This window comes from Candidatus Eremiobacteraceae bacterium, assembly GCA_035710745.1.
GTDB lineage: Bacteria > Vulcanimicrobiota > Vulcanimicrobiia > Eremiobacterales > Eremiobacteraceae > JANWLL01.
This window is the reverse complement of sequence record DASTCX010000004.1, coordinates 1-24,248: the sequence shown is the minus strand read 5'-3', so window position 1 is coordinate 24,248 and position 24,248 is coordinate 1. Positions and strand designations below refer to the sequence as shown.

The window sequence follows — 24,248 nt, the reverse complement described above, 5'->3', positions numbered from 1 at the left end:
AGGGACTCTTCGGTGAGACTTATAGTGAGCGTTCGTGCGCTGCAGCGTCTTGCGGCGTGCGTCATCGGATTGGCGATCATCGGCGCGGTCGCGGCGCCCGCATCATCACCGGCGCGTGGCGACGGTACGACGGCCATCGCCGTCCAATCGTTCTCGAACGAAGCCGGCGCAAGCGGCACCATCGCCACCGACTTCAGCAACGCCGCGTATCGCGCAGTATCGTCGACTTCGGGGTTTTCGGCGCGCGGCGGCGGCCCGCTCGGTCTTCCGAAGACGTTGACTGACGATCCGTTCGTGGGTGCGCTGAGCAGCGCAGCTAAGGTGGGCGCGGATGAGCTGCTTCTCGGCAGCATCGTCCAAACATCCGGCGGACAAGTGTACTACCGCCTGTCGCTCTATCGCGTCGCACCGATGGCGTTCATCAGCTCGCAGGTGTTCTCGCAGCCGTATCCCGGCAACGCCGGTTCGCTCGCTGCGGGGATCTCGAGCAACCTCGCGGCGCTCGCCGCCGGTCATCGCGGCATCGGCACGATCTACTCGACGACGACGGGCGCGAGAGCCGACTTGGGAACCGAAGATGGGTTCTCGCTCGGCGACACGTTCACGGTCACGCGCAACGGCCAGCAGATGGCGGGTGCGACTATCACGAGCATCACCGATGACGACGCGCTGGTGAGCTTCTCGAACGCGGTTCCCGGTTATCAGCCGCAAGTCGGCGACGCGCTGACGAGCACGAAGTCGATGGCACCGCTTCCGGCGCAGCACTCGCGCGGCGGCTTCAACGTTTTCGCGTTGCTCGCAGCTGCCGGCGGCGCACTGCTCGCGATCGGCCACCACGGTCAGCCTGGCGCGTTTTGCGCGACCTGCGTCGCGCCGTCGCCGAGCGCCGGGACTTTTGCCATCACCGGATTCGCGCCGAATGGCGAACCTCCGACCGGCACTATCACGTTCTTCTTTTCGCAGCCGGTGAACACGACATCGCAGACCGGTATTACCGGTAATAGCACCTACGCGTCGTTCACGCTCCAGCCTGGCGGCGCCGGCGCTACGACGCCCCCCGCTCCGCTTTCGTCCTTCGGCCAAGTATCGTTCGACCCGACCGGCACGGTGATGACCCTCGGCGAGCAGGGGTCGGGTTTGGTCCAAGGCGAGGGCTACCAGATCACATTCACGACCCTCGTCACGGACACGTTCGGTCAAGCGCTTCCCTCAGACTTCACGACGGGCATGAAGATATTCTCGATCTTCCATCGCGCCGTCAGGGTGAACCAGCCGAAGAGCGGCCCCGTCGCCGTACCCGTCACCCCAGGCAAGCCGGGCAATCCGAAGAATCCGCCGCCGGGACCAAAGCCACCGCCGGCAAACCCACCGATCCCACACTAGTCGAAAACCGTGCCACCAAAGAGCACGCCGGACCAAGGTCCGGCGCTCTTATTTTCCCACGGGAAGCGTCTCGATCTTTGCGCGCGTTGTCGCGAGAGGATCTCGCCCTAAGCGGGTGTTTTGAGGCCGCGAGAGAGTTAGTCTCCCGCATCTCTGTGTTCACACTCAGGCAAAACCGCGGCGGTCGACGATAAACGTCGACCGCTCCCACCCCTATGCGCCTAAAGTCGATGATGTTTGAGGATCGACGAGGCGACGACGCGGACCGAGCGCGGCAGCGCGCTCTCGAGCATCGCATACGCGGGCGTGTCGAGGGAGTCGATGGCTCTCGCGCTCGGTGACGAGCGCATCGCGGTGCGAACCTCGGCCGACATCGGGAAGAAGAGCGCGACGAACAACAGAAACCACAAGAGCAGAGCGGATTTCGCCGCCGCGACGATTCCGCCGCCGATGCCGCTGACGACCTTGATGATCGGCAGCGATGCGAACTTCTCGAGCACCCATCCGCCGGCGCGAACCGCGGCGAAGACGACGAGGAAGAGCAGCCAGAAGCCGATGAGGTGCGCGACGGAGACCGAGACGCCGAGCTGCACGCCGAGCGCATCGGAAAAGGGTCCCGCGAACGCACCGGCGAGCACCCATGCGATGACGATCGCCGCGAGGCCGATGAGTTCGCGGACGACGCCCGCTCTATAACCGCCCCAGAACGCCACGGCCAGCGTCAGGAACACGAGCGCGTCGATCCAGTTCACGTCGCTGGACCGCGAAGTTCCGCGCCGAACCTGTCGCGCAAGAGAGCGACCGCGCCGGCGACCGACGCATCGGCCTGCGCATCCGTGATCGTCGTATCGTGACGCCGCAGCCAGATGGCGAGCGCGATGCTCTTCTTGCCGGGCGCGATCTGCGGACCGACGTATTCGTCGAAAGCGGCTACCCGCTCAAAGGCGTGGATGCCCGCGCCGACGATCGCATTCATGAGATCGCCTGCGGTGACGTCGAGCCCGACGACGACTGCGATGTCGCGTCGCGTGCCCGGGAACTTCGGCAGTGGAGCGAACGGCAACGCGGGTCGGATGTGAGGCAATTCTTCCATATAGAGCATGAACGCATACGTGGTCGCCGGGAGTTCGTACGCATTCGCGAGCCGCGGATGGATCCGCCCGAACTTCGCGACCGTCTTGGCCCCGATCCTAAGGTCCGCCGATGCGAGCGGATGGAGGTAATGGCGCGGCGCTGGAATGGTGTCCGGCACCACGCCAGCCAGTTCGGCGACGAGCTTTTCGGCATCGCCCTTTACCGCGAGCAACTGCCGGTCGAGCGCGCCGCTGGAGTCCTCGCTGCCGAACACCGCGAGACCGCAGAGCGACGGCCACTCGACCACGCCGTTGTCGACGTACATGCCGTCGTGCGAACGCGATGCTCCCTTTTCGTCCGAAGGATCAAGCGCACGAAAGACGTGGCCGACCTCGAACAGACGAAGCGATCCGTTCGCACGAGGCCACGCGCGGCTCGCTGCCGACAGCAGTCCAGGCAGCAGGCTCGGCCTGAGAAAGCGCTGATCGTCCGAAAGCGGATTGTCGACGGTCGCAAGACCGGTCCAAAATGGGAGCCCTGAACGCTCCCACGCTTCGATGACGCGCGTGCCTTGCAGGGCGATCGACACGATCTCTAAGTACCCGAGCGCCGCGCTCGAGCGCGCCAGCTCGCGGTCTTGATCGAAGAGGGAGTCGTCGACGGTCTGCGGCGCAGCGACCGACCGGCGCTCGGCGATGCCGTCATAGCCGATGCTGCGAGCGACCTCCTCGACGATATCGACCTCTTCGACCAGATCGGGCCGCCACCACGGTGTCGTGACGACGAGCGAACCGGCTCGATTCTCGACCTCGAGTCCGATCGGCTCGATCGCCGCGACCATCTTCGCGGTATCGTAATCGGTGCCAAGTAGAGCATTCGCGCGCGCAGGCCGCAGCGAGATCGTCCGCGCCGCGCCGGGTCGTTCGCCGGCCTCGACGACGGCACTCGGCTTAGCGCCGGCGGCGATGAGCACGTCGGCGGCGCGCCGACGGCCGAGTTCTGGCAGTTCGAGCGGCAGATTGCGTTCGTGCCGCATGCCGCCCTCAGTCCGAAGGCCGAGCGCGATGGCGGCGCGGCGAATGCGAGGACCGACGAAGTTCGGCGATTCGAGGAAGACATCGGTCGTCGTCGGCTTGACGCTCGCATCGCGCCCGCCGAATATGCCTGCGATGCCTACGAGGCGCTCACCGTCAGCGATGACCGGTGTGCCGTCCGGCAACGCCCGATCGATGTCATCGAGCGTGACGACACGTTCGCCCTCACGCGCGGAACGCGCGATGATGCGGCCGCCTTTGATGAGCGATGCGTCGTAGAAATGAAGCGGCTGACCCGTCTCGAGCTGGACGTAGTTCGAAACGTCGACGATCAAATCGATGCTTCGGACGTTAGCGGCGTGAAGCCGCAACGTCATCCAAAGCGGCGCACGGCGGTTGACTAGGCCGGTGAACAGCTGCCCGATGAGCCGGCGGCATACCGCCGGATCGCCGATCTCGACCCCGATGGGAGATCGATCAGGCCCCGTGCCGTCGCCCCAAATCGGCTCCGAGAAACGGGCCCCGAGGCCCGCGGCGGCCTCGCGTGCGAGTCCTATGACGGAGAGGCAGTCGGCGCGGTTGCTCGGCACGTCGACGTCGAGCACGGCGTCGCCGAAGCGAACGGTCGACCAAAACTCGGCGCCGACCGGCGCATCGGCGTCCATGATGAGGATGCCGTCGTCGAATTCGCCCGGCAGCGCGAGCTCGTTTGCGGACGCCATCATGCCGTTCGACTCGATACCGCGCAGCTTTGCCTTGTTGATCGCCTTCGTCTCGGGCTCGCCGTCGGGGCCGGCAGCACCGGTGTAGACGATCGATCCGACGAGCGCGATCGGCACCTTGTCGCCGACCGCGACGTTGCGCGCCCCCGTGACGATCTGGAGCGCGCCCGAGCCTCCGACGTCGACCGTACTCACTTGGAGCTTGTCGGCGTCCGGGTGCGGCGCGAGCGTCTCGATGCGACCCACGACGATGTTCTCGGGCACAGGCTGCGGCTCGATTCCGTCGACCGTGAAGCCGCGCGACGTCAAAACATCGGCGATTTTCTGCGGGGTCGCGTCGGTCGCGACGAAATCGCGCAGCCACGAAACGGGAAGCCGCATCAGCCGAATTGCTCCAAGAAGCCGAGATCGTTCTCGAAGAAGACGCGGATGTCGTCGATGCGATGGCGCAGCATCGCGATGCGGTCGAGCCCGAGGCCCCACGCCCAGCCGGTGAATTCCTCGGGATCGTAGCCGGCTGCTCTCAGCACGTTCGGGTGCACCATGCCGCTGCCGCCCATCTCGAGCCAACCCGATCCTTTGCACGTACGGCACCCGGCGCCGTCGCAGGCATGACATGAGACGTCTACTTCCGCCGACGGTTCGGTGAACTGGAAGTATGACGGCCGAAAGCGCGTGCGCCGATCCGCGCCGAAGAGATGCCTGCAAAGATCGGTCGCGAAGCCCTTGAGGTGGCCGAACGTGACGCCGCGGTCGACCTGCAGCCCTTCGATCTGATGGAACATGAACGAATGGCTCGCGTCGAGCGCGTCGCGCCTGTAGACCTTGCCCGGTGCGAGCACGGCGATAGGCGGCGGATGCGCGAGCATCGCGCGGATCTGCATCGGCGACGTGTGCGGCCGCAACAGTCCGCCGCGCGGCAGATAGAACGTGTCCATGTTGTCGCGCGCCGGATGATCGGCCGGGATGTTCAGCGTCTCGAAGGCGTGGTATTCGTCTTCGACCTCGGGCCCGGTGAGTATCGCGAAGCCGCGCGATCCGAAGAAGTCGACGACGGCGTCGAGCGTGTGACGCAGAAGGTGAAGGCCGCCCGCGTGCGGCGGTATCGCCGGAAAGGTGACGTCGTAACGGTGGGAGAGGGCCAGGTCGAGACTGGCGCCCTCGACACGTCGTCGCGCTCGGTCGAGTTCTTCTTCGATCGCCCGCTTCGCGTCGTTGACGTGTTGGCCGAACTCGGCTTTTTCATCCTTGGGGATCTTCGCGAGTCCCGCCATGAACTGCGATAAGCGGCCGCCCTTGCGGCCGAGCACTTCGGTCTTGAGCGCGTCGATGGCGTCGACATCGTTCAGCCCCGCCGCGCGCGCGCGGACTTCGGCGACGAGCGCTTCGAGTTGGTCGCTAAGGTCGCTCACGTGGCGTTTCCGGTCGGAATCGAACGCCCCGCCATCATGGCCGGTCGTCCGGGGAACGAAATGGGCCGCATCGCTGCGGCCTCGATTTCCTTTACGATAGAGCGGTCGACCTTGTAGCGGTCGAGCTTTAGCTCGACCGGAATCGACCGCCTTGGATCAGTGGGAACCCTGGGGGACCATCCGCTTATAGAGCAGATAGGCCTGGATCGAGCCCGTGGACTTGAAGAATTTCCAGAACACGTCAGGAGAGAGCATCGCAGACGCTGGCCTCCTTCATCCGTTTCGTGGATCGCTACGCACGAGTATAGCAAAAGACTTCGATTGAAACAAGTGCGCGCGGGGCTTGACATTTACGTAGCGCTCGTTCTCGCGCGGGCGATCTCATACAGCACGATTGATCCGGCGACCGCGGCATTGAGCGACTCGGCCCGCGGCGTCTGCGGAATGCCGATCCGAGCCTCGATGGCATCGTCCGGCACGCCCGTCAGGCCGTGGCGCTCGTTTCCGACGAGCAATGCGACCCGTCTTGGCAGTGTGACAGTGCGCACGTCGGGCGCGCCCGCTTCGGCAGCGACGAGCGAGATCTTCGCCGCGGCGAGCGCATCGCCGAGCTTGCTCCACTCGTCGTAGCAGATAAGGGGGATGTGGAACATCGACCCGAGGGATGCCCTCGCGACCTTCTCGTTGTAGGGGTCGACGCCGGCGGATCCGCAGCAGACGGCCGCCGCGCCGAACGCCTCGGCGGAGCGGATCAACGTACCGGCGTTTCCCGGGTCGGCGACGTCGTGCAGGACGAGGACGATGCACGGTTGCGACGCGTCGCCGGTGATCTCGATGAGCCGACTCGGCTCCTGATCGAAGAACCTAGCGACCGCAACGACGCCCTGCGGCGTTTTGGTCTGGGCGAGCGCATGCATCGTGCGGTCGTCGACGGCCATGACCTCGACGTGCCGCGAGCCGGCCATCGCAGCGATCGCGGGCGGAAGCGTCACCCGCGAATCGACGAAGATCCGATCGAGCGTGACTGCCGGCGCAGCGAGCGCCGCCTCGACTGCGGTCGGGCCCTCGACGAGAAAGCATCGCTGTTCACGGCGATGCTTCTTCAGATGGAGGCTTCTCGCGGCGCGCACCGATGGATGGTGAAAGCCCGCGGTTGGGAAGGCCAGCGGTTTAAACTCCTGCCGCGGCCTTCGGCTGATGCTTCTTCGCGATCTCCAATAGTTTGGCGAACGCAGCCTGGTCATTGATGGCGAGATCGGCGAGCACCTTACGGTTGATCGCGAGACCTTCTTTCTTGAGGCCGCTCATGAGGCGGCTGTAGGAAAGGCCTTCTTGGCGTGCCGCCGCGTTGATGCGCGTGATCCACAGCGCGCGGAAATCGCGCTTGCGAACTCGCCGGTCGCGGAACGAGTAGATGAGCGAGTGGAGCAGCGCCTCGTTCGCAGCTTTGTAAGTCGTGCCGCGGGCGCCGCGAAAGCCTTTGACCGCTTTGAGGACCTTGCGTCGCTTCTTCAGCGATATCATCCCGCGTTTGACGCGTGCCATTTCGGGTTCGTCTCCTTCGTCGAGTCGTGCGCTATTGCGAGTAGGGCAACTGGCGCTTCAGGCGTGCCACGTCGGTCTTGTCGGCGACGACCTGCTTGCGGAACTTGCGTATGCGCTTCGGCGACTTCTTCGTGAGGATATGGCTGCAGCCCGAGAACTGTCGCTCGCGCATGAACTTGCCGGTTCCGGTCACCTTCACGCGCTTCGCCGCGCCCTTGTGCGTCTTGAGTTTCGGCATCGGTTTCCTCGTCGTCTGACTGTCTTTAGATCGTCGCGTCGCCCGCTTCGGCAGCCGCGATCGGGTGATGGTTCGCCGCATCCGCCGCGGCACGGGCCGCCGCCTTGGCCGCCGCTGCCTGGACGATCTCGTGGCGCGGCGATAGGATCATGAACATGTTCCGGCCCTCGACGCGCGGCTCGCGTTCGACGACGGCGATCTTCGTCGTGTCGGCGGCGACGCGATCGAGCAGTCGTCGTCCGTGCTGCTGGTAGGTGATCTCGCGACCGCGGAACATGATGGTCACTTTCACTTTGTCGCCGCCTTGCAGCAGCCGCTCGGCGGTGCGGAACTTCACCAGGTAGTCGTGCTCCTCGATCTTCGGCCGGAGCTTGACTTCCTTGAGTTCCATATGGTGCGCTTTCTTGCGCGCCTCTTTGTCGCGTTTGCTTTGTTCGTATTTCAGTTTGCCGAAGTCGGAAAGCCGGCAGACGGGCGGGACCGCGTTGGGCGAGACCTCGATGAGGTCGACGCCGCGCTCGCGCGCGAGCGCGAGGGCCTCGAAGGTCGCCATTACTCCCAACTGAGCGCCGTCGTCCGCGATGACGCGGACCTGTGGTGTACGTATCTGCTGGTTGACGCGCAGTGGCTTGCTAATCTGGTGCGTGCTCCTTCCTGGTGCTGTCGAGCCGGGCTCGACCTGCGGACGTAAAAATAGCCCGCTTCGTGCAGGCTACCCGATGAAAGACGTCAGTTGAACGATTGAAGATGCGTTCTGCCTTCGTCTTTCGGACCGATCTGACTGCCTGGAGGCGCCGAACGGTGCGAAGGGTAGTCGCGCTACCGGTGCATTATACCAATGAACGGCAGTAGGGTCAACGCTGGAGGTCGGGACCTCGTCCGCAGGCGCGACCCAGCCTCTGGCCGAAGAAAGCGGGACAGGCGGCGGTGCGCCTCTCAAAGCTATATCCAAGGAAGATACCGACGTGGCGAAGTTGATCGGCGGCGAGCCGGATTCGAAGAACGGCCAGGCGCCAAAGGGTGACAAGGCTCTTTGGGAAGCCCAGTTCGAGTCGGCAGCCAAGCTGCCGGGCGCGAACGACCGGACGATTTCCGACCATCCCCTAAAGCCGATGTATGACCCTGAGGACGTAAAGGGCATCGACTACGCAACAGAGGTCGGCTACCCGGGCCAGTTTCCGTACACGCGCGGCATCCACCCGACGATGTACCGCAGCCGGCTTTGGACGATGCGCCAGTTCGCCGGCTTCGGCACGGCGACGCAGACGAACGAACGTTACAAGTTCTTGCTGTCGCAGGGCCAGACGGGTCTCTCGGTCGCGTTCGACATGCCGGCGCTCATGGGCTACGACTCCGATCATCCGCGCGCGCTCGGCGAGGTCGGCAAATGCGGCGTCGCGATCGCGACGCTGGCGGACATGCAAGACCTCTTCGCCGGCATCGACCTCGGCAAGATCACGACGTCGATGACGATCAACTGCACGGCTCCGGTCGCGCTCGCGATGTACATCGCGACGGCCGAATCGCAGGGCGTGCCGCAAGAAAAGCTCGGCGGCACGCTCCAGAACGATATGCTCAAGGAGTATATCGCGCAGAAGGAGTGGATCTACCCGCCCGAGCCCTCGATGCGCATCATCACCGACATGATCGCGTATTGCTCGAAAAACGTGCCGAAGTGGAACACGATCTCCATCTCGGGCTATCACATCCGCGAAGCCGGATCGACCGCAGCGCAAGAGCTCGCATTTACGCTCGCGGACGGATTCGCGTACGTCGAGGCGGCGGTGAAAGCCGGGCAAGACGTCGACGAGTTCGCGCCGCGCCTTTCGTTCTTCTTCAATTCGCACTCCGACTTCTTCGAGGAGATCGCGAAGTTCCGCGCAGCGCGTCGCATTTGGGCGCGCCACATGCGCGATCGGTATCACGCGAAGAACCCGCGTTCGTGGACGCTGCGCTTCCACACGCAGACCGCAGGCTGCTCGGCGACAGCTCAACAGCCCGAGAACAACATCATGCGCACTGCGTTCCAAGCGATGGCGGCGGTGCTCGGCGGCACGCAATCGCTTCACACGAACTCGCTGGACGAAGTGCTCGCGTTGCCGACCGAGAAGAACGTCCAGATCGCCCTGCGCACGCAACAGGTTCTCGCGTACGAAACGGGCGTGACGAACGTCATCGATCCGCTCGGCGGCTCGTACTTCGTCGAAAAGCTCACCAATGAGATGGAAGAAGCAGCCGAAGACTACTTCCGCCGCATCGACGAGCTCGGCGGCGTCATCCCGGCGATTCACGCCGGCTTCTTCCAAAAAGAGATCGCAGACGCGTCGTATCGCTATCAGCGCGAAATCGAGAACGGCGAGCGGATCATCGTCGGCGTCAACGAGTTCATCGTCGAGGAAGAACAACAGATAGCACTGCTCAAGATCGACCGCGAGATGGAGCTGGAGCAGTGCCGGCGCGTCAAGGAGTTCCGCGCAGGCCGTGACGGAAGCGCGGTCGAGTCTTCGCTCGCGGCGTTCAAGCGCGCGGCCGAAACCGATGAGAACCTCATGCCGCACTATCTCGATTGCGTGCGAAAGAAGGCGACGCTCGGCGAGATCTCGGAAGCGCTCGTGCCGATCTTCGGCCGCTACCGCGAGCCGGCGTTCATCTGATGCCGCGACCGATCCGCATCCTCGTAGCAAAAGCCGGGCTTGACGGCCACGACCGCGGCGCGAAGGTCATTGCGCGCGCGCTGCGCGATGCCGGATTCGAGGTCATCTACACCGGCTTGCACCAGACGCCCGAGCAGGTCGTCGAGGCGGCGATCCAAGAGGACGTCGACGGCATCGGACTCTCCGTGCTCTCCGGCGCGCACATGACGCTCTTCCCGCGCATGAAGCAGCTGCTCGACGAGCAGAACGCCTCCGACATCATCCTGTTCGGCGGTGGTACGATCCCGAACGAGGATATCCAACCGCTGCTCGATGCAGGCGTCGCGGCGGTTTTCACGCCGGGCACGCCGATCGCGACGACGATCGACTTCGTGCGCAAAGCCTGCGGGAAGCGGGTCGAGGCGTAACTTCTGCCTTGAAGACCGAACGCGTGCGGGTGCGGTTCGCTCCGAGCCCGACCGGCTTTCTCCACGTCGGCGGGGCGCGAACAGCGCTCTTCAATTGGCTTTTCGCGCGCCACCACGGCGGCGCGTTCGTCCTCCGAGTCGAAGACACCGATGCCGCGCGCTTCAAGCCGGAGTTCACGGCCGGCATCTACGACGCGTTGCGCTGGCTCAAGCTCGACTGGGACGAGGGTCCTGATGTCGGCGGTCCGCACGCGCCGTACGTGCAGAGCGAGCGACGCGAGCTTCATTCGCAGGCCGCTGCGAAGCTCGTCGCCGACAGGCGCGTCTACGAATGCTTTTGCGTCAAGCCTATCGCAGGCTCGACCGAACCCGATGACGAGTCGGCCGACGACGAACCCGACGACGACCTGGGTGGAGCGGTCGACCCCGGTCGAGCTAAAGCTCGACCGCTACAAGACCGGGCTGCGCCGGCCTGTACGTGTGGCGCGCTCACGGATGCCGAGCGTGCGAAGCTCCGCGCAGAACGCGGCGGGGCGGCGCTCCGCTTCCGGGTCGACCCGGCGCGCGCCGTCACAGTCAACGACGTCATCCGCGGCGACGTGACGTTCCCCGCCGGCACCATCGGCGACTTCGTCATCGTCAAGAGCGACGGGGTGGCGCTCTACAACTTCGCGGCCGTCATCGACGACCACGCGATGGAGATAACCCACGTCATCCGCGGCGAAGAGCACCTCGCGAACACGCCGAAGCAGCTGCTCTTGTACGAAGCGTTCGGCTGGGAACCGCCTGTCATGGCGCACCTGCCGATCATCCTCAACGAGCAGCGGCGTAAGTTGAGCAAGCGCGACGGCGCGACGTTCGTCAACGACTATCGCGAGCTCGGTTACCTGCCCGAAGCGCTCGTCAACTTTCTCGCACTTCTCGGCTGGTCGCCAGGTGAGAACCGCGAGATCATGCCGCTCGAGGAGATCGTGCGGGCGTTCACGCTCGCCGACGTCGTCAAACATCCGGCGATCTTCGACCTGAACAAGCTCGGCTGGATGAACAAGGAATACCTCAAGAACGAACCGCTCCACATCGTGGCCGATCGCGTCGCCGCGCTCTTGCGCAAGCGCTTGCCGTCGGCGACTCGAACCGATCCAAAGCATATCGAGCGCGTCACCGGACTGCTCGTCGATCGTGTGCGCACGATCGCCGATGTCATCGACCTCGGCGCGTACTTCTTCACGGACACACCCGTCGATCCGACGCCCGAGGCGCTCGAGAAGCACTGCAAGGCACCGGAGGCGGTCGAGCGGCTTCGCGCCGTTCGCGATGCGCTCGCGGACGCGCCCGGATTCGGCGAAGCGGACATCGAAGCCGCGATCCGTGGGCTTGCGGAAAAACATGGAGTCAAAGCGGCTTCGTTCATCCATCCGCTGCGCGTCGCGTTGACCGGGCAGGCGGTGAGCCCGGGCATCTTCGAGGTGACGAGCATCGTCGGACGGCAGACGAGCCTCGCACGGATCGACGCGCTGCTCGAGCGGCTGTCGTCGGCAAAGCCAGCCGCCGCGTCGGGTACGTCCGCGTGAAGACGCGCGCGATCATCATGGCTGCCGGTAAGGGCACGCGGATGAAGAGCCGCACGCCGAAAGTGCTTCACGAGCTGTGCGGCAGGCCGATGATCGAGCACGTCCTCGACGCCGTGCGTGGCGCCGGCGCTGACGAGATCGCGGCGGTCGTCAGCGACGAGCTGCGTCCAGCAGTCGAGGCGCTCGGCGTCGCCTGCGTCGTCCAAGAGCCGCCGAACGGCACCGGCCACGCGATGCAGCTCGCGATGGCCGCGTTGTCAGAATCGGACGGACAAGTCCTCGTCGCCAGCGGCGACATGCCGCTCGTGCCCGCTTCGCTCCTTCGCGACGTCATGTCGGCTCGCTCGGCGAGCGGCGCGCCGGCTGCGCTCGTGAGCGCACGCGTCTCGCTGCCGACGAATTTCGGCCGCATCGTGCGCGAGAACGGCCGGGTGGCGCGGATCGTCGAGAACGTCGATGCGTCGGAATCCGAGCGCGCGATAGACGAAGTGAACACCGGTATCTACTGCTTCGATGAGCGCTCTCTGCGCGACCATCTCCGGCGGCTGAAGCCCGACAACAAGCAGGGCGAACTGTATCTCACCGACTGTATCGCGTCGATCGTCGCCGATAAAGGTTTGGTCGAAGCCGTCATTTGCCGTGACGCCCGGCTCGTCATGGGCGTCAATAACCGGGTCGAGCTTGCCGCAGCGCGCGCCGTCATGCAGCGTCGCATCCTCGATGAGCTCATGCTCTCGGGCGTGACGATCGTCGATCCGTCGACGACCTACGTCGACGCGCAGGTCGCCTCCGGCAACGATACCGTCATCTTGCCGAACACGCATCTGCGCGGGAAGACGAGGATCGGCATGGGCTGCGTCATCGGTCCCGACTCGATGCTCGACAATGCAGAAGTCGGGGATCGGGCGCAGATCTGGTATTCGATCGTCCGCGACAGCTCGATCGGTGCCGGCGTCACCGTCGGACCGTTCGCGCACATCCGCATGGGCGCCCAGATCGCGGATGATTCGCGGATCGGCAACTTCGTCGAGCTGAAGAAGACGATCATGGGGAAAGGCGTGAAGGCGCACCATCTATCGTATCTCGGCGATGCGGAGATCGGCGCCGAAGCGAACATCGGTGCGGGTACCATCACGTGCAACTGGGACGGCAAGAACAAGAACAAGACGAAGATCGGGCGCAAGGCGTTCATCGGTTCGAACTCGTCGCTCGTCGCGCCGGTGACCATCGGGGATGAGGCGCTGACCGGAGCCGGTTCTGTTGTCATCCGCGACGTGCAGGCGGGTGAGCGGGTCGCGGGTAACCCCGCGAAACCGCTGAAGCCCAAAGACAAATAAGGATTGAGGGGAGCGGTCGAGATTTATCTCGACCGCCGCGGTCTAGCTAAGAGAGATTGGGAGCGGTCGAGATTTATCTCGACCGCCGCGGTCTCCCGAGTCGGATGGGAAAGCGTGAGCATCTCCCAGTGGGTGCTGACGATCGTGACCGTCGCCGGCGCGGCGGCTATCGTCATGCTCGCGTTGCGCAATCGCTCGCTCGCGGCGCGCGCCGTCGCAGCAGAGCGACGCTTCGATCTCCTACAACACCTCGTGCCGTCGCTCACCGACGCCGTCACCGATTCGACCGCTGCGACCTGTGCGCGCATCCTCGACCGCCTCGGCGTCTTCGTACCGTCGCAGACGATGCTCTGCTTCTACATCGACGACGGCCGCCTCGTGCTTGGCGCGCGCGCCGGCGACGGCTACGCGCGCTTCTTGCGCGAAGGTTCATCGTACGAGGGCGCTTCGATCATCGAGATGGCACGCGACGCGAAGACGTCGATCGCCGTCGGACCGACGCGGCTCGACATCCCGGCCGACGTTGAAGTGCTCGATGCGTCATCGCAGCCGTGGTCCGACAAGGTCGGACCGGCCGCAGGCAGCCGCGACCGCGTGTGGGCGCTCGCAGTTCCGCTCGTCCGCTCTCGTGGACGCGGACTATCGCCGGAAGTCATCGGCGTTCTCTACGTCGAGCGCGTGCTCGACGCACCGTTCGCGGCGGACGACCTGCGGACGGTGCTCACCGTCGCGCGGCTCGCGTCCGATTCGCTCGAACGTGCGCGCTTCGCCGACGTCGTCCGACGCGATTCATCGGTCGACGGCCTTACCGGGCTCATGACGCCGATCGCGTTTCGCAAACGGTTGCGCGATGAGGTCGCCGCGAAGCGCGACCTCGCGCTGTTCTTCGTCGACACCGATCGATTCAAGCTCTACAACGACACGTTCGGTCACGCCGCGGGCGATAGGTTGTTGCGCTCGCTGGCCGCGCTCTTCGGGGACATCGCGGACAAGAGCGGCGGCTTCGCCGGTCGCAACGGCGGCGACGAGTTCTGCATCGCGCTCGTCGACCGTACGAAAGATGCGGCCGTCGAGATCGCCGAACGCGTCCGCGCGAACGTCGACGCGACGGGATTCGGCGAAGCGGTGAAGATCACGGTGAGCATCGGCGTCGCGCACTACCCGGTCGACGTTCCGAGCGACGATCGCCAGCCCGCCGATAGACTGCTAGAAGTGGCCGACGGTTTGATGTACGAGGCGAAGCGATCCGGACGCAATCGGATCGAGTTCCTGCGATTTCGCGCGCAACCGCGATACGCCGGTCATCCTGGCGAGGGTCCGATCCCGCGACGATAGGGCTCGCGCGAAGCTCGGTTGAACGTCGCGCCTCGATCCGAACTTAGCGGGAGGTTGCCCTTGTCTAACGGTGGTGATGCGACGGTCGTCGAATATGCTGCTTCGATGCGTGCGTGCAAGATGCAGATGAGCGATGGCACGACGCTTACGGGCGTCATCGTCAAGTCGGGATCGGCGTGGCAGATCTGCAAGGCGAAAAGCGCCACGGGCGATTGGGTGAACTGCACGACCTTCGATCCGGATAGCGTCGTCTCGATCGTACCAGCCGGCTAAGCTCGCACGGCGAAGCCGCTCACAATCATCTCGGATTCACTCCCCTAGCGCCTTGAAGAGGACGCGCTTCGGCCGTTTGCCGTCGAATTCGCCGTAGTGGACGCGCTCCCACGGCCCTAGATCGAGCTTGCCGTCGGTGACCGGCACGAGCACTTGATGGCCGAGGAGCATCCGCTTGAGGTGCGCATCAGCGTTGTCCTCGCCTGTCTGATGATGCCGATAGTCGAGGCCGTGCGGCGCGAGCTTCTCGAGCCACGCCATGATGTCGTGCCAGAGGCCGGCTTCGTGATCGTTGACGAAGACGCTCGCGGTGATGTGCATCGCGCTGACGAGCACGAAACCGTCACGCAACCCGGCGCTCGCACGGACTTTCTCGACGCGGTCGGTGATGTCGATGATCTCGTAGCGGTTTTTCGTGTTGAAGGTGACGTATTCGGTGTGCGCGATCATCGCCGGCCTCCAATGATACTGCCGTAGGACAATACCGTTCGAACAAGAACGTCCCACGCATTCAACGGGCGCCGACGTATTCCGTCGTCCGTCACGGTAGAAGGGGAGTTCGTCATGCGTGCATATCGAGTGCGGCTTTCCGCTTTCGCGATAGCTCTTTGCGCGACCCTGGCGCTCGGCGCACCGGCACTTGCCGGTACGACCGGCGCTATCGGCGGGCACGTCGTCGATTCCGCGACGCAGCAGCCGATCGCAGGCGTCAAGGTCTCGATCACGTCGCCATCGCAAACCGAGGCGACGACGACCGACGCGACCGGATCCTACGCGTTTGTCTCGCTCGCGCCCGACACGTACACAGTCACGGCGTCGCTAGCGGGGTATGACTCGACGACGCTTCCCGGGGTCAACGTACTCGTCGACCAAAACCAGACGCTGACGATCGCCCTCAAAAAGACCGCCGCCGTTATCGGCCGCGTCTCCGTCACGGGAGCCGGAGGACTCGTCCGCGCAGGCGTCACGAGCAATGTCTACTCGGTGAGCGGCGCGCAAGGACAAGCCGCCTCTGCTCTCGCGGGCGCAGGCAACCTGAACACCGCATACGGTCAGATGGCCTCGGTGCCGGGCGTGTCCGCAGTGCAGGGCCAGCAAGGCTGGTACCAGCCGATCTACATCCGCGGCGGCGATCTCGACCAGGTCGGTTGGGAGTTCGACGGCATCCCCGTCAACAGGACGTACGACAACGCGCCGCAGACGTTCTTGTCGAACCTCGGGCAGCAAGAACTCCAGGTCTACACGGGCGGGACGTCGCCGAACGCCGACGCATCCGGCATTGCCGGTTACGTCAATCAGGTCATCAAGCGCGGAACGAATCCCGGCTTCCAGACGCTCGACTTCGGCATCGGCGGACCCACGCAGTACAACAAAGTGAGCTACGAGGTCGGCGAAGCGACGCCGGACCAGCGCTTCTCGTACTACATCGGCTCTGCTTATGTCCGTCAAGGCTATCGGTATATCGACCAATTCAACGGCGCGAGCTTCATCAACCAAGGGTTTTTCTACCCGATCAATACGACGTACTTCGGCAATAGCTCGAACGTGTTCACGCCGGGCAACGCATACGGCATCGCCGACACGGAAGACCACGAGAACGTCGTCAACATCCACCAACGCGTGGGGGCGTCGGACGACGTCCAACTGCTCTACATGACGAGCTACCTGTGGAACGACTACTACAGCTCGCAGAACGATCTCGGCGGACCGCAGTTCCTCCTGAACAACAGCGCCTCGACGACGTTCGGCGACGGCTTCGTATACACCGGGCCGATGATGCAGGCGCCGAACCTCAACGACGTGACCCAGTACCTGTTCCCGAGCACGCCGCACGCGTTCGGCGCGCCGGTGCAGCCGTTCACGCGCGACTCGAACTCGAACTCCGACACGATCATGAAGCTTCAGTACCAGCACAATTTCTCGACGAGTTCGTACCTGCGCGTCTTCGGCTTCGGCGACTATTCGAACTGGTTCATCCACGGCCCTGAGTCGCAAGCGCTTTTCTGCTGCTACGGTGCCGAGCTCGCCGACTACGAGCTGCCGTCGCACCAATACGGCGGCGTCGCGGATTACTCGACCCAGCTCAACGACAAGAACTTGCTGACCGTGTCGGCGCTCTACGAGACGACGCGCATCCAGCGCTACACGACGACCGGCAGCTTCCCGGGCGAGAGCAACCCGGCGATCACGAGCGACGTCATGAACGGGAATTGTTTCGACCCGTACAACGGCGTCCAGGTTTTCTGCGTCGCGCCGAACCATCTGCCGACCTATCGCGGTCCGTATATCGACCAGTTCGGCAATCAGGTGCAGGGGACGTCTGTCGGCCCATGCCTCGTCGTCCCGTGCAACGATCCGCTGACACTCGATGTCAATCCCGTGGTCGGTCAATGGCTCGTCACGGAGAGCGGTTATCGCGCCAACTTCAACAAAGTGAATCCGGTCTTCACCGCGCTCGGCTTGAACGACACGATCAAACCGACGGATAGGGTGACGATCAACGTCGGCGCGCGCGTCGAGAACTACAAGATCAATCTCAACGACAGTACGACGAATCCGTCGCTATACGGCGCGCGCGCGTTCTGGTATCACGCGTACAACAACGAGTTCTGCTTCGGCCCCGGCTACATCCAGCCGCTCCAGAAGACGAACTCGCCGACCGACACGTGTTCGGCCGACTGGCCGCTGACGACGGCCATGAACGAGGTCAACACGAATCCGAGCTCGTTCTCGCACACCGAATTCCAGCCGCGTTTCGGCGTGTCGTTCCAAGCCGACCAGGACAACGTTCTTCGATTCTCAGCCGGCATCTACTCGCGTCCGGCAAGCACGCGAGAGGCGTCGTGGAACGTCGTCGAACAGAACTTGCCGGCGTTCCTCGGCATCAACTTCGCGCCGTACGGCGAGTTCACGCCGAACCACGACGTGCGGCCGGATCGGTCGACGAACTTCGACCTTTCTTGGGAACACCGCTTCGCGGGGAGCGATGCGAGCTTGCGCGTCACACCGTTCTATCGGAGCACGCAAGACCAGGTCCAGCAGACGATCGTCAACGCGATCTCCGGCCTCTTCGCTTCATTCAATACTGGTCGTCAGGTTTCTGACGGCGTCGAGCTGGCGATCCAGAAGGGGAGCTTCTCGCGCGACGGCTGGGCGGCGAGCCTCGCATACACGTACACGCACAGCCAGATCAAGTACAACGACTTCTCCAACGGCCGCAACGTCATCGACAACATGAACGCGTACATCCAGCTATACAACTCGTTCACGGGCGGCTGCGTCGGCGCGACGCCGTCGAGCAACCCGACGTCGACGTGCGGCGTCTTCGGCGATCAAACGGCCGGGAGCCCGTATCTCGGCGCGAAGGCGCAGCCGCTCCTCGATCGCAACGCCTGGTACGCACCGTACGACCTCATCCCGGTTCCCTGGGCAGCCGGCAACGGCTATGAAGTGCCGAACACGGCGACGTTGCTCGTCAACTACAAGCAAGGCCCGCTGACGATCACACCGAGCTTCATCTACAGCTCCGGATCGGTCTACGGGTCGCCGTTGTCGTGGAACGATGACATCACGGGCACCGAGCACTCGACGATCTTCCCGAACCAGCTCGCCGGAAGCATCCCGCTCATGATCCCGGACCCGTACACGGGCAAGTTCGACAATTTCGGCGACTTCAAGCAGCCCTCGCGCTACACGCTCAACATGTCGCTCGGATATCAGGTCGGTCCGCGCACGCACGCGTTGCTCACCGTGTCGAACATCATCGACCGGTGCATCCAGCGAGGCTACGCGTGGGATTACGCCAACGTCTGCGCGTACTCGACGCTGCCGTCGAGCTTCCTGACGCCGACGGGCGGCACGGTCGCGAACGCGCACAACAACGGGCCGATCCAGCTCGCGTACCCGTACGCGATGTGGCTCAACAACAACAACACCGGTTTCGTCGGCGTCAAACTGCCGATCGAAGCGACGTTCGACCTCCAGTTCAAGATCTGATCTACGATCGATGTAGCGGTCGAGCTTTAGCTCGACCGGCCGAGCGAAGCTCGGCGAAAAGTGGCGGCGGTCGACCATAAGGTCGACCGCTCCATTTTCATCAGTAAAGGTCGAGCGCTCGTTCTTGTCTCATCTCAACGCATGACGCCGCTCGCGCCGGATGTCCAGCAGATACTCGACTCGATCTATCCGCCCGCCCGCCAAGCGCTCGCGGCGCAGCTGTCATCGCTCGAGCTGAAGATCTTCTTCGCAAGCGCCGCCGCCGAGCTCGTCCTCCTATTCGGCTTCTACTACAGCGCGCTGTCGGCGCGTCTGCGAACGGCGCTCGAGGCGCGCATCAAACGTCCGCTGCTCGCGACAGCTGCTTTCCTCGCGATCGTCTACGTCGGCTTCGCCGTCGTCATGCTGCCGCTCGATTGGTATGCAGGGTTCATCGTCCTGCACGGATATGGTCTCAGCCTCGAGACTCCGGCGACGTGGTTTCACGACTGGGCGGTCGCAGGGGCCGTGACGCTCGTCGTCGTCTTTGCGCTCGGTTTGCCTTTTGGACCTCTCGTCCGAAGGCTCGGAGCGCGCTGGCCGCTCGTCGCGATCGCCGTCGCGGCGCCGCTCATCGTCCTCGGCAACGCCGTTTTCCCGGCATACATCGCGCCGCTCTTCAACACGTACACGCCGCTGCCGCCCTCGCCGCTGACGAAGTCGATCCTCGATCTCGCAGCGCAGCAAGGCATCAGCGCGTCGGCCGTTTACGAGTACGACATGAGCCTGCAGACGACGGAAGGCAATGCCTACGTCGCGGGCCTCGGGCCGACGGCGCGCATCGCAGTGGGCGACAACCTATTGAAGGATCTCAAGCCGGACGAAGTGCTCTATGTCGTCGCCCACGAGATGGGGCACTACGTCCTGCACCATATATGGTGGGGATCGCTCTACGGATGGCTCGGCTCGATTGTCGCGATCCTGTTTCTCGCGCTCGCCGGGTCGTCGCTCGCGCGCCGCGGCGCGCCCCGACTTTCACGCGGCATCGACGATCCGGCGGCGATACCGATGCTCGCCGGGCTGCTGCTCGCGTTCGCGCTGGCGACCCAACCGGTCGCCAACGGCATCTCGCGCAACATCGAGCACGCCGCCGATGCGTTCGCCGCCGCTCACGTCCACATCGATCATGCAGGCGTTCGCGCGTTCGCACGCCTCGGCTCTGAAGGGCTCTCGGTCGTCCACCCGTCACCGATCATCGTCTGGTATTTCTACACGCATCCACCGCTCGATGCGCGCATCGCATATGCGGCCGCGGCCGAGAAATAGTCGGGACATTGACGGCTTGACAGGTTTTTGTCAATAGTGCTAGGATGCTTCCACATCCCAAAAAGATGCCGCGAAAGAAGCGGGCCGCATGGATATTCCGGTCGACGAAGTGACGGGCGACCGCTCCCGGCGGGAACGGACCGGCGTACAATCTGTAGAGCGCACGCTCGACATCCTCGAATCGCTCGTCGAATTCGGCACTGAAGTAGGGCTGGTCGAGATCAGCCAGGCGGTCAACTTGCCGCTCGCGACCGTCCACCGGCTTCTCGGCACGCTCATCCAGCGCGGCTATGTCAAGCAGAACCAGCACAACCGCAAGTACTCGCTCGGCTTCCGCGCGCTGCAGATGGGTCACGACATGCGGCAGCGGTTCAGTTTGCGGCTCGAAGCGCGTCCGTTCTTGCAGCGCCTCGTCCAGCGCGTCGGCGAAAGCGCGAACCTCGCGGTGCTCGACGACGGCGAAGTGGTCTACATCGATCAGGCGCAATCGTCGCGCATCTTGCGCATGTTCACTCAGGTCGGCAACCGCTTGCCGGTGCACTCTACCGGAAGCGGCAAGGCGCTGCTCGCATACCTACCATCCGACGTCGTCACCGGCATCCTCCGCCGCTTCGGCCTCACCGCTCGTACGCCGCACACGATCACCGACTCGAAACAATTCCTCGACGAGCTCGCGAAGACACGCGAGCGAGGCTTCGCGCTCGACGACGAGGAGCAAGAAGAGGGAGTCCGCTGCCTCGCCGTGCCCGTGCGAGACGCTTCGGGGCAGGTCGTCGCCTCGCTCAGCGTGTCTGGACCCGTGACGCGCCTCAACGACGAGCACGTCGGCGCTGTCACACCCGAGCTCATCGACTGCGGTGCGAAGCTCTCGACGCGCCTCGGGTACGCAGGCGAGCCGGCTTCAGTCCGCTAGAACTTCCTCCATCCGCTTCGAGGATGCGTCGTGCCGGTCGTCACAGATGGCCGCGCCCGGTTTACCGCGTAATCCTGCGGTAAGAAGGAAGTGATGGCGAAAAAACGGTCCGCACCATCGGAGCTGGACGAACTCGACTTGCGCGCGCGCATCGCCGCGCTCGAGACGACGAACGCGCATCTCGCGACCAAAGTCGCCGAGTTGTCGTTCCTCTCGACGGCGGCAGAGCGGCTGTGCACCACGCTCGACCGCGACGAGATCGCGCGTATCGTGCTCGATTGCACGTCGGTCGCCGTCGAGCAGCGGCAACGCCCCCGCTTCGTCATCGTCCGCGCCGGCAACGCCATCGCGCTCGCCGGCGTCGCGTCGCTTGCGGAGCCCGAAGCAGCCGAGGCCGTACGCACGCACGCAGCCGACATCGAGCGGCTCCTTCGCGCCGGCGACGCCGCATCGCTCGGCGGCTACCTGCTCATCCCGATCCCAGGCGATCGCCAAGAGCCGGCCCTCGGCGCGATCGTCGTCGCGGTCGACGGTCACCCGCCGCTGAGCCGCGATGCGATCAGGCGACTCATCCGGCTCTCGGCGCTGGCGGGCCGCGGTTTGACGAACGCGCGGATGCTCGCGCACAGCATCGCGGCGGGCGTCACCGATGAATTGACCGGCGCGTTCAACCGCCGCTACTTCGAGCGCCGCCTTGCCGACGAGCTGAAGCGGGCGCGCCGTCTCGGCGACAAGTTGAGCGTGCTGCTCTTCGATCTCGATCACTTCAAATCGATCAACGACATCCACGGTCATCCGTCCGGCGACCGCATGTTGTGCGCCGTCGCGGACGCGATCAGTGGTTCTGTTCGCGACATCGACGTCGTCACTCGCTGGGGAGGCGAAGAGTTCGCCGTCATCGCGCCCGGCAGCGACGGTGATGACGCGGTGAACATCGCCGAGCGCGTCCGCCAAGCCGTCGGCGAGCTCTCGCTCCAACTGCTCGACGGCTCGAAGATCGGCGTGACCGTTTCGTGCGGCATCGCGTGGGTGACGGCCGACATCCATACGCCGGCGCAATGCGTCGCGGCGGCAGACCGCTGTCTGCTCGAAGCGAAAGCGGCAGGACGCGATCGCGTCGTCGCACTGCGCGATGCTCCCGCACATCAAGGTCGAGCCGCCGATGCTCACGAACGCAATTCGCGTGAGCATCGAGGTGCGGCGCGCCGCTCCTGACGACGAGGCGTTCATCACAGCGCTCGGTTCGTCGTGCGCGACCACGAGCGTCTCACGCATCCGGCACGTCAACGCCGACACGGCAGCGCTCTCGTTCCGCCGGCTCCTCATGTTCTGCCGCGAGCGGCCCGGAACGATCGATCTCATCGCCGCCGTCGACGGCGAACGAGCCGGCTTCCTCATCCTGCTCACAGACGTTCCAGATGAAGTGACGCAGAGCGATCAGGCGTTCGTCGCGTTCATGGCGGTCGCGGAGCCTGTGCGCCGCACGGGCGTCGGGCGCGCGCTTCTGAGGGCGGCGGAGCATGAGGCAGGACGCCTCAAACTGCCGCACTTGAGCCTTATGGTGAGCGCGGACAACGCCGCGGCGCGCTCGCTCTACGCGCGCGCCGGCCTCGTCGAAGAGCGCCTGCTCCTCACGAAGTTGGTCGAGGCAAGCGCATGAACGAGATGCGCGCGCCGGAGGTCGTCGAGCCGCGCCGGTCGCCATGGCGCACGGTCATCATCCTCGTCGTGCTCGCGGCGCTCGTCTATTTCCTGACGCTGATCCCGAGGACGGTCGAGGTGTTCATCGTCGCGACGCTCATCGCGTACGGCGTCAACCCGATCGTGCGGCGGCTCGTGCGGCGCATGCCGCGTCCGGTGGCTATCGGCCTCGTGTACGCGGTGCTCGTCGCGGTCGTCGTCGTCGCGATCGTCGTCATCATCCCCGATACGGTGAATCAGCTGCAGGTGTTTTTCAGCAACGGGGGCACGTACGTCACCGGTGCGCAGAATATGCTCACCTCCCTGCAGCACTACATCGACGTGCACATCGGCTCGAAAGTGCTTCCGCCCCAATTCCAGGACATCGAAGGGCGCGCCGCGACCGAGATCGCGACGCTGCTCAACGCGGGGATCGCCGGATTGGGGAGCATCGTGCTCGGCATCGCGAACATGCTCGTCATCGGCATCACGGGCGTCGTGCTCTCCTATTTCTTCCTGTCGCACAGCGACGAGATACGCGACTCGTTCTATAGTTTGTTCCCGGAGCGCGCGCAGGACACCGCGCATCTATTCGCGCGCGAGGTCTCGCACGCCGTCGGCGGTTTCATTGTCGCACAAGCAGCGTTGTGCGCGTTCACGGGCGTCGCGACGTTTGTCGTGCTTCTCATCATCCGTTCGGATTACGCACTCTTGCTCGGCGTCATCACCGGCGTCATGTACGCGGTGCCGTACCTCGGGATCATGGTGGCGCTTTTCTGCGGCGTCATCCTCGGCGCGCTCCAGTCGTGGCCGATGGCCATCGGTACGGCGCTCGTCATCTTCATCATCACCCGGATCGCAGATCTCGTGCTCGTACCGAAGGTCATGGCTGAAAGCGTCGGCGTGTCGCCGATGGCGATCATCTTCGCGGCCTTCGCCGGCGGCGAGCTCTTCGGCCTCTGGGGGCTCGTCCTCGCCATCCCCGCCGCCGCGATATTCAAAGTCGCGTGGCGCGTCTGGCTGCACCCGTGGCTCACCGGCCGCCAACATCCCACCGTTAAGACGTGACAAAAAATTAGGATATAGCGGTCGACGTTTACGTCGACCGCCGCGGCCTCGCTCGACGGTAGCGGTCGACGTTTACGTCGACCGCCGCCGTCGTCCAACTTCAAGGTCGTCTTCGGTCGAGCTGAAGCTCGACCGCTACAAAGTGTGAACGCAAGGCCGTGGCGGTCGAGATAAATCGGCGCTTCAGGCTTTCTGGTGGCTCGGCGATAGGTCGAGGCCGCCGCAATGGAAGTAGATGGCCTGGGCAAAGCGTGCTTCGTTTCGGAAGCCGCGGGCCTGGTATTTGACCCATTGGATCTTG

22 protein-coding genes are annotated in these 24,248 nt (G+C 64.4%); 13 read left to right on the top strand and 9 right to left on the bottom strand.

The genetic code is table 11. From position 1 onward, the window contains the following. The first annotated feature begins 12 nt into the window (after positions 1 to 12). Positions 13 to 1,383: an Ig-like domain-containing protein gene (locus tag VFO25_01200; GenBank protein ID HET9341515.1), complete on the top strand. Its 1,371-nt coding sequence runs from the start codon at positions 13 to 15 to the stop codon at positions 1,381 to 1,383. A 221-nt stretch (positions 1,384 to 1,604) separates the two neighbouring features. Here the strand turns inward: VFO25_01200 and VFO25_01195 are convergent, their stop codons facing one another. The 8 genes from VFO25_01195 to infC all read right to left on the bottom strand — a co-directional run bounded on the left by VFO25_01195 (position 1,605) and on the right by infC (position 8,033). Next, positions 1,605 to 2,135: a CvpA family protein gene (locus VFO25_01195; protein HET9341514.1), complete on the bottom strand. Its 531-nt coding sequence runs from the start codon at positions 2,133 to 2,135 to the stop codon at positions 1,605 to 1,607. After that, the gene (gene pheT / locus VFO25_01190) at positions 2,132 to 4,594 is read right to left on the bottom strand and encodes a phenylalanine--tRNA ligase subunit beta (GenBank protein ID HET9341513.1); all 2,463 of its coding nucleotides are present in this window, start codon (positions 4,592 to 4,594) and stop codon (positions 2,132 to 2,134) included. The genes VFO25_01195 and pheT overlap by 4 nt, the downstream gene beginning before the upstream one ends. Continuing rightward, positions 4,594 to 5,625 carry a phenylalanine--tRNA ligase subunit alpha gene (locus VFO25_01185; protein HET9341512.1) on the bottom strand — a complete coding sequence of 344 codons (1,032 nt, stop codon included), beginning with the start codon at positions 5,623 to 5,625 and terminating at the stop codon, positions 4,594 to 4,596. Before VFO25_01185 ends, pheT begins: the two co-directional genes overlap by 1 nt. Before the next feature lie 156 nt (positions 5,626 to 5,781). Next, positions 5,782 to 5,880 carry a YqzL family protein gene (locus VFO25_01180; GenBank protein HET9341511.1) on the bottom strand — a complete coding sequence of 33 codons (99 nt, stop codon included), beginning with the start codon at positions 5,878 to 5,880 and terminating at the stop codon, positions 5,782 to 5,784. 95 nt (positions 5,881 to 5,975) lie between these two features. Continuing rightward, positions 5,976 to 6,755 carry an RNA methyltransferase gene (locus VFO25_01175; protein ID HET9341510.1) on the bottom strand — a complete coding sequence of 260 codons (780 nt, stop codon included), beginning with the start codon at positions 6,753 to 6,755 and terminating at the stop codon, positions 5,976 to 5,978. Between the two features lie 40 nt (positions 6,756 to 6,795). Then, the gene (gene rplT / locus VFO25_01170; protein HET9341509.1) at positions 6,796 to 7,170 is read right to left on the bottom strand and encodes a 50S ribosomal protein L20; all 375 of its coding nucleotides are present in this window, start codon (positions 7,168 to 7,170) and stop codon (positions 6,796 to 6,798) included. 31 nt (positions 7,171 to 7,201) lie between these two features. After that, the gene (gene rpmI, locus VFO25_01165) at positions 7,202 to 7,408 is read right to left on the bottom strand and encodes a 50S ribosomal protein L35 (GenBank protein ID HET9341508.1); all 207 of its coding nucleotides are present in this window, start codon (positions 7,406 to 7,408) and stop codon (positions 7,202 to 7,204) included. A 25-nt stretch (positions 7,409 to 7,433) separates the two neighbouring features. Continuing rightward, positions 7,434 to 8,033: a translation initiation factor IF-3 gene (gene infC, locus VFO25_01160; protein HET9341507.1), complete on the bottom strand. Its 600-nt coding sequence runs from the start codon at positions 8,031 to 8,033 to the stop codon at positions 7,434 to 7,436. A 340-nt stretch (positions 8,034 to 8,373) separates the two neighbouring features. Between infC and VFO25_01155 the strand changes: the two genes are divergently transcribed. The 6 genes from VFO25_01155 (at position 8,374) to VFO25_01130 (ending at position 14,985) form a co-directional block, all read left to right on the top strand. Then, positions 8,374 to 10,062, top strand: coding sequence for a methylmalonyl-CoA mutase family protein (locus VFO25_01155; protein HET9341506.1), 1,689 nt, complete (start codon positions 8,374 to 8,376; stop codon positions 10,060 to 10,062). Then, entirely contained in the window at positions 10,062 to 10,469 is a 408-nt protein-coding gene (locus VFO25_01150; GenBank protein ID HET9341505.1) for a cobalamin B12-binding domain-containing protein, read from the top strand. Before VFO25_01155 ends, VFO25_01150 begins: the two co-directional genes overlap by 1 nt. Positions 10,470 to 10,477: 8 nt before the next feature. After that, positions 10,478 to 12,040, top strand: coding sequence for a glutamate--tRNA ligase (gene gltX, locus VFO25_01145; GenBank protein HET9341504.1), 1,563 nt, complete (start codon positions 10,478 to 10,480; stop codon positions 12,038 to 12,040). Then, on the top strand, positions 12,037 to 13,377 hold the full coding sequence (glmU, locus tag VFO25_01140) for a bifunctional UDP-N-acetylglucosamine diphosphorylase/glucosamine-1-phosphate N-acetyltransferase GlmU (GenBank protein ID HET9341503.1): 1,341 nt from the start codon (positions 12,037 to 12,039) through the stop codon (positions 13,375 to 13,377). Before gltX ends, glmU begins: the two co-directional genes overlap by 4 nt. A 114-nt stretch (positions 13,378 to 13,491) precedes the next feature. After that, a complete protein-coding gene (locus VFO25_01135) occupies positions 13,492 to 14,712 on the top strand; it encodes a GGDEF domain-containing protein (GenBank protein HET9341502.1) in 1,221 nt (406 codons plus the stop codon). A 60-nt stretch (positions 14,713 to 14,772) separates the two neighbouring features. After that, entirely contained in the window at positions 14,773 to 14,985 is a 213-nt protein-coding gene (locus tag VFO25_01130; GenBank protein ID HET9341501.1) for a hypothetical protein, read from the top strand. Positions 14,986 to 15,021: 36 nt separating this feature from the next. Here VFO25_01130 and VFO25_01125 read toward each other — a convergent pair whose 3' ends face one another. Then, positions 15,022 to 15,435, bottom strand: a complete 414-nt coding sequence (locus VFO25_01125; GenBank protein ID HET9341500.1) for a secondary thiamine-phosphate synthase enzyme YjbQ — start codon at positions 15,433 to 15,435, stop codon at positions 15,022 to 15,024. A gap of 114 nt (positions 15,436 to 15,549) precedes the next feature. Between VFO25_01125 and VFO25_01120 the strand changes: the two genes are divergently transcribed. From VFO25_01120 to VFO25_01095, 6 genes are all read left to right on the top strand, one after another. Then, positions 15,550 to 18,981 carry a TonB-dependent receptor gene (locus VFO25_01120; protein HET9341499.1) on the top strand — a complete coding sequence of 1,144 codons (3,432 nt, stop codon included), beginning with the start codon at positions 15,550 to 15,552 and terminating at the stop codon, positions 18,979 to 18,981. A 60-nt stretch (positions 18,982 to 19,041) separates the two neighbouring features. Beyond that, the gene (locus VFO25_01115) at positions 19,042 to 20,286 is read left to right on the top strand and encodes a M48 family metalloprotease (GenBank protein ID HET9341498.1); all 1,245 of its coding nucleotides are present in this window, start codon (positions 19,042 to 19,044) and stop codon (positions 20,284 to 20,286) included. A gap of 88 nt (positions 20,287 to 20,374) precedes the next feature. Continuing rightward, positions 20,375 to 21,199: an IclR family transcriptional regulator gene (locus VFO25_01110; protein HET9341497.1), complete on the top strand. Its 825-nt coding sequence runs from the start codon at positions 20,375 to 20,377 to the stop codon at positions 21,197 to 21,199. A 93-nt stretch (positions 21,200 to 21,292) separates the two neighbouring features. Continuing rightward, positions 21,293 to 22,414 (top strand): GGDEF domain-containing protein, encoded by a 1,122-nt coding sequence (locus tag VFO25_01105; GenBank protein ID HET9341496.1) that lies wholly within the window; start codon positions 21,293 to 21,295, stop codon positions 22,412 to 22,414. After that, positions 22,383 to 22,859 carry a GNAT family N-acetyltransferase gene (locus VFO25_01100; protein ID HET9341495.1) on the top strand — a complete coding sequence of 159 codons (477 nt, stop codon included), beginning with the start codon at positions 22,383 to 22,385 and terminating at the stop codon, positions 22,857 to 22,859. The genes VFO25_01105 and VFO25_01100 overlap by 32 nt, the downstream gene beginning before the upstream one ends. Continuing rightward, positions 22,856 to 23,947: an AI-2E family transporter gene (locus VFO25_01095; protein ID HET9341494.1), complete on the top strand. Its 1,092-nt coding sequence runs from the start codon at positions 22,856 to 22,858 to the stop codon at positions 23,945 to 23,947. Before VFO25_01100 ends, VFO25_01095 begins: the two co-directional genes overlap by 4 nt. Positions 23,948 to 24,248 lie beyond the last annotated feature (301 nt).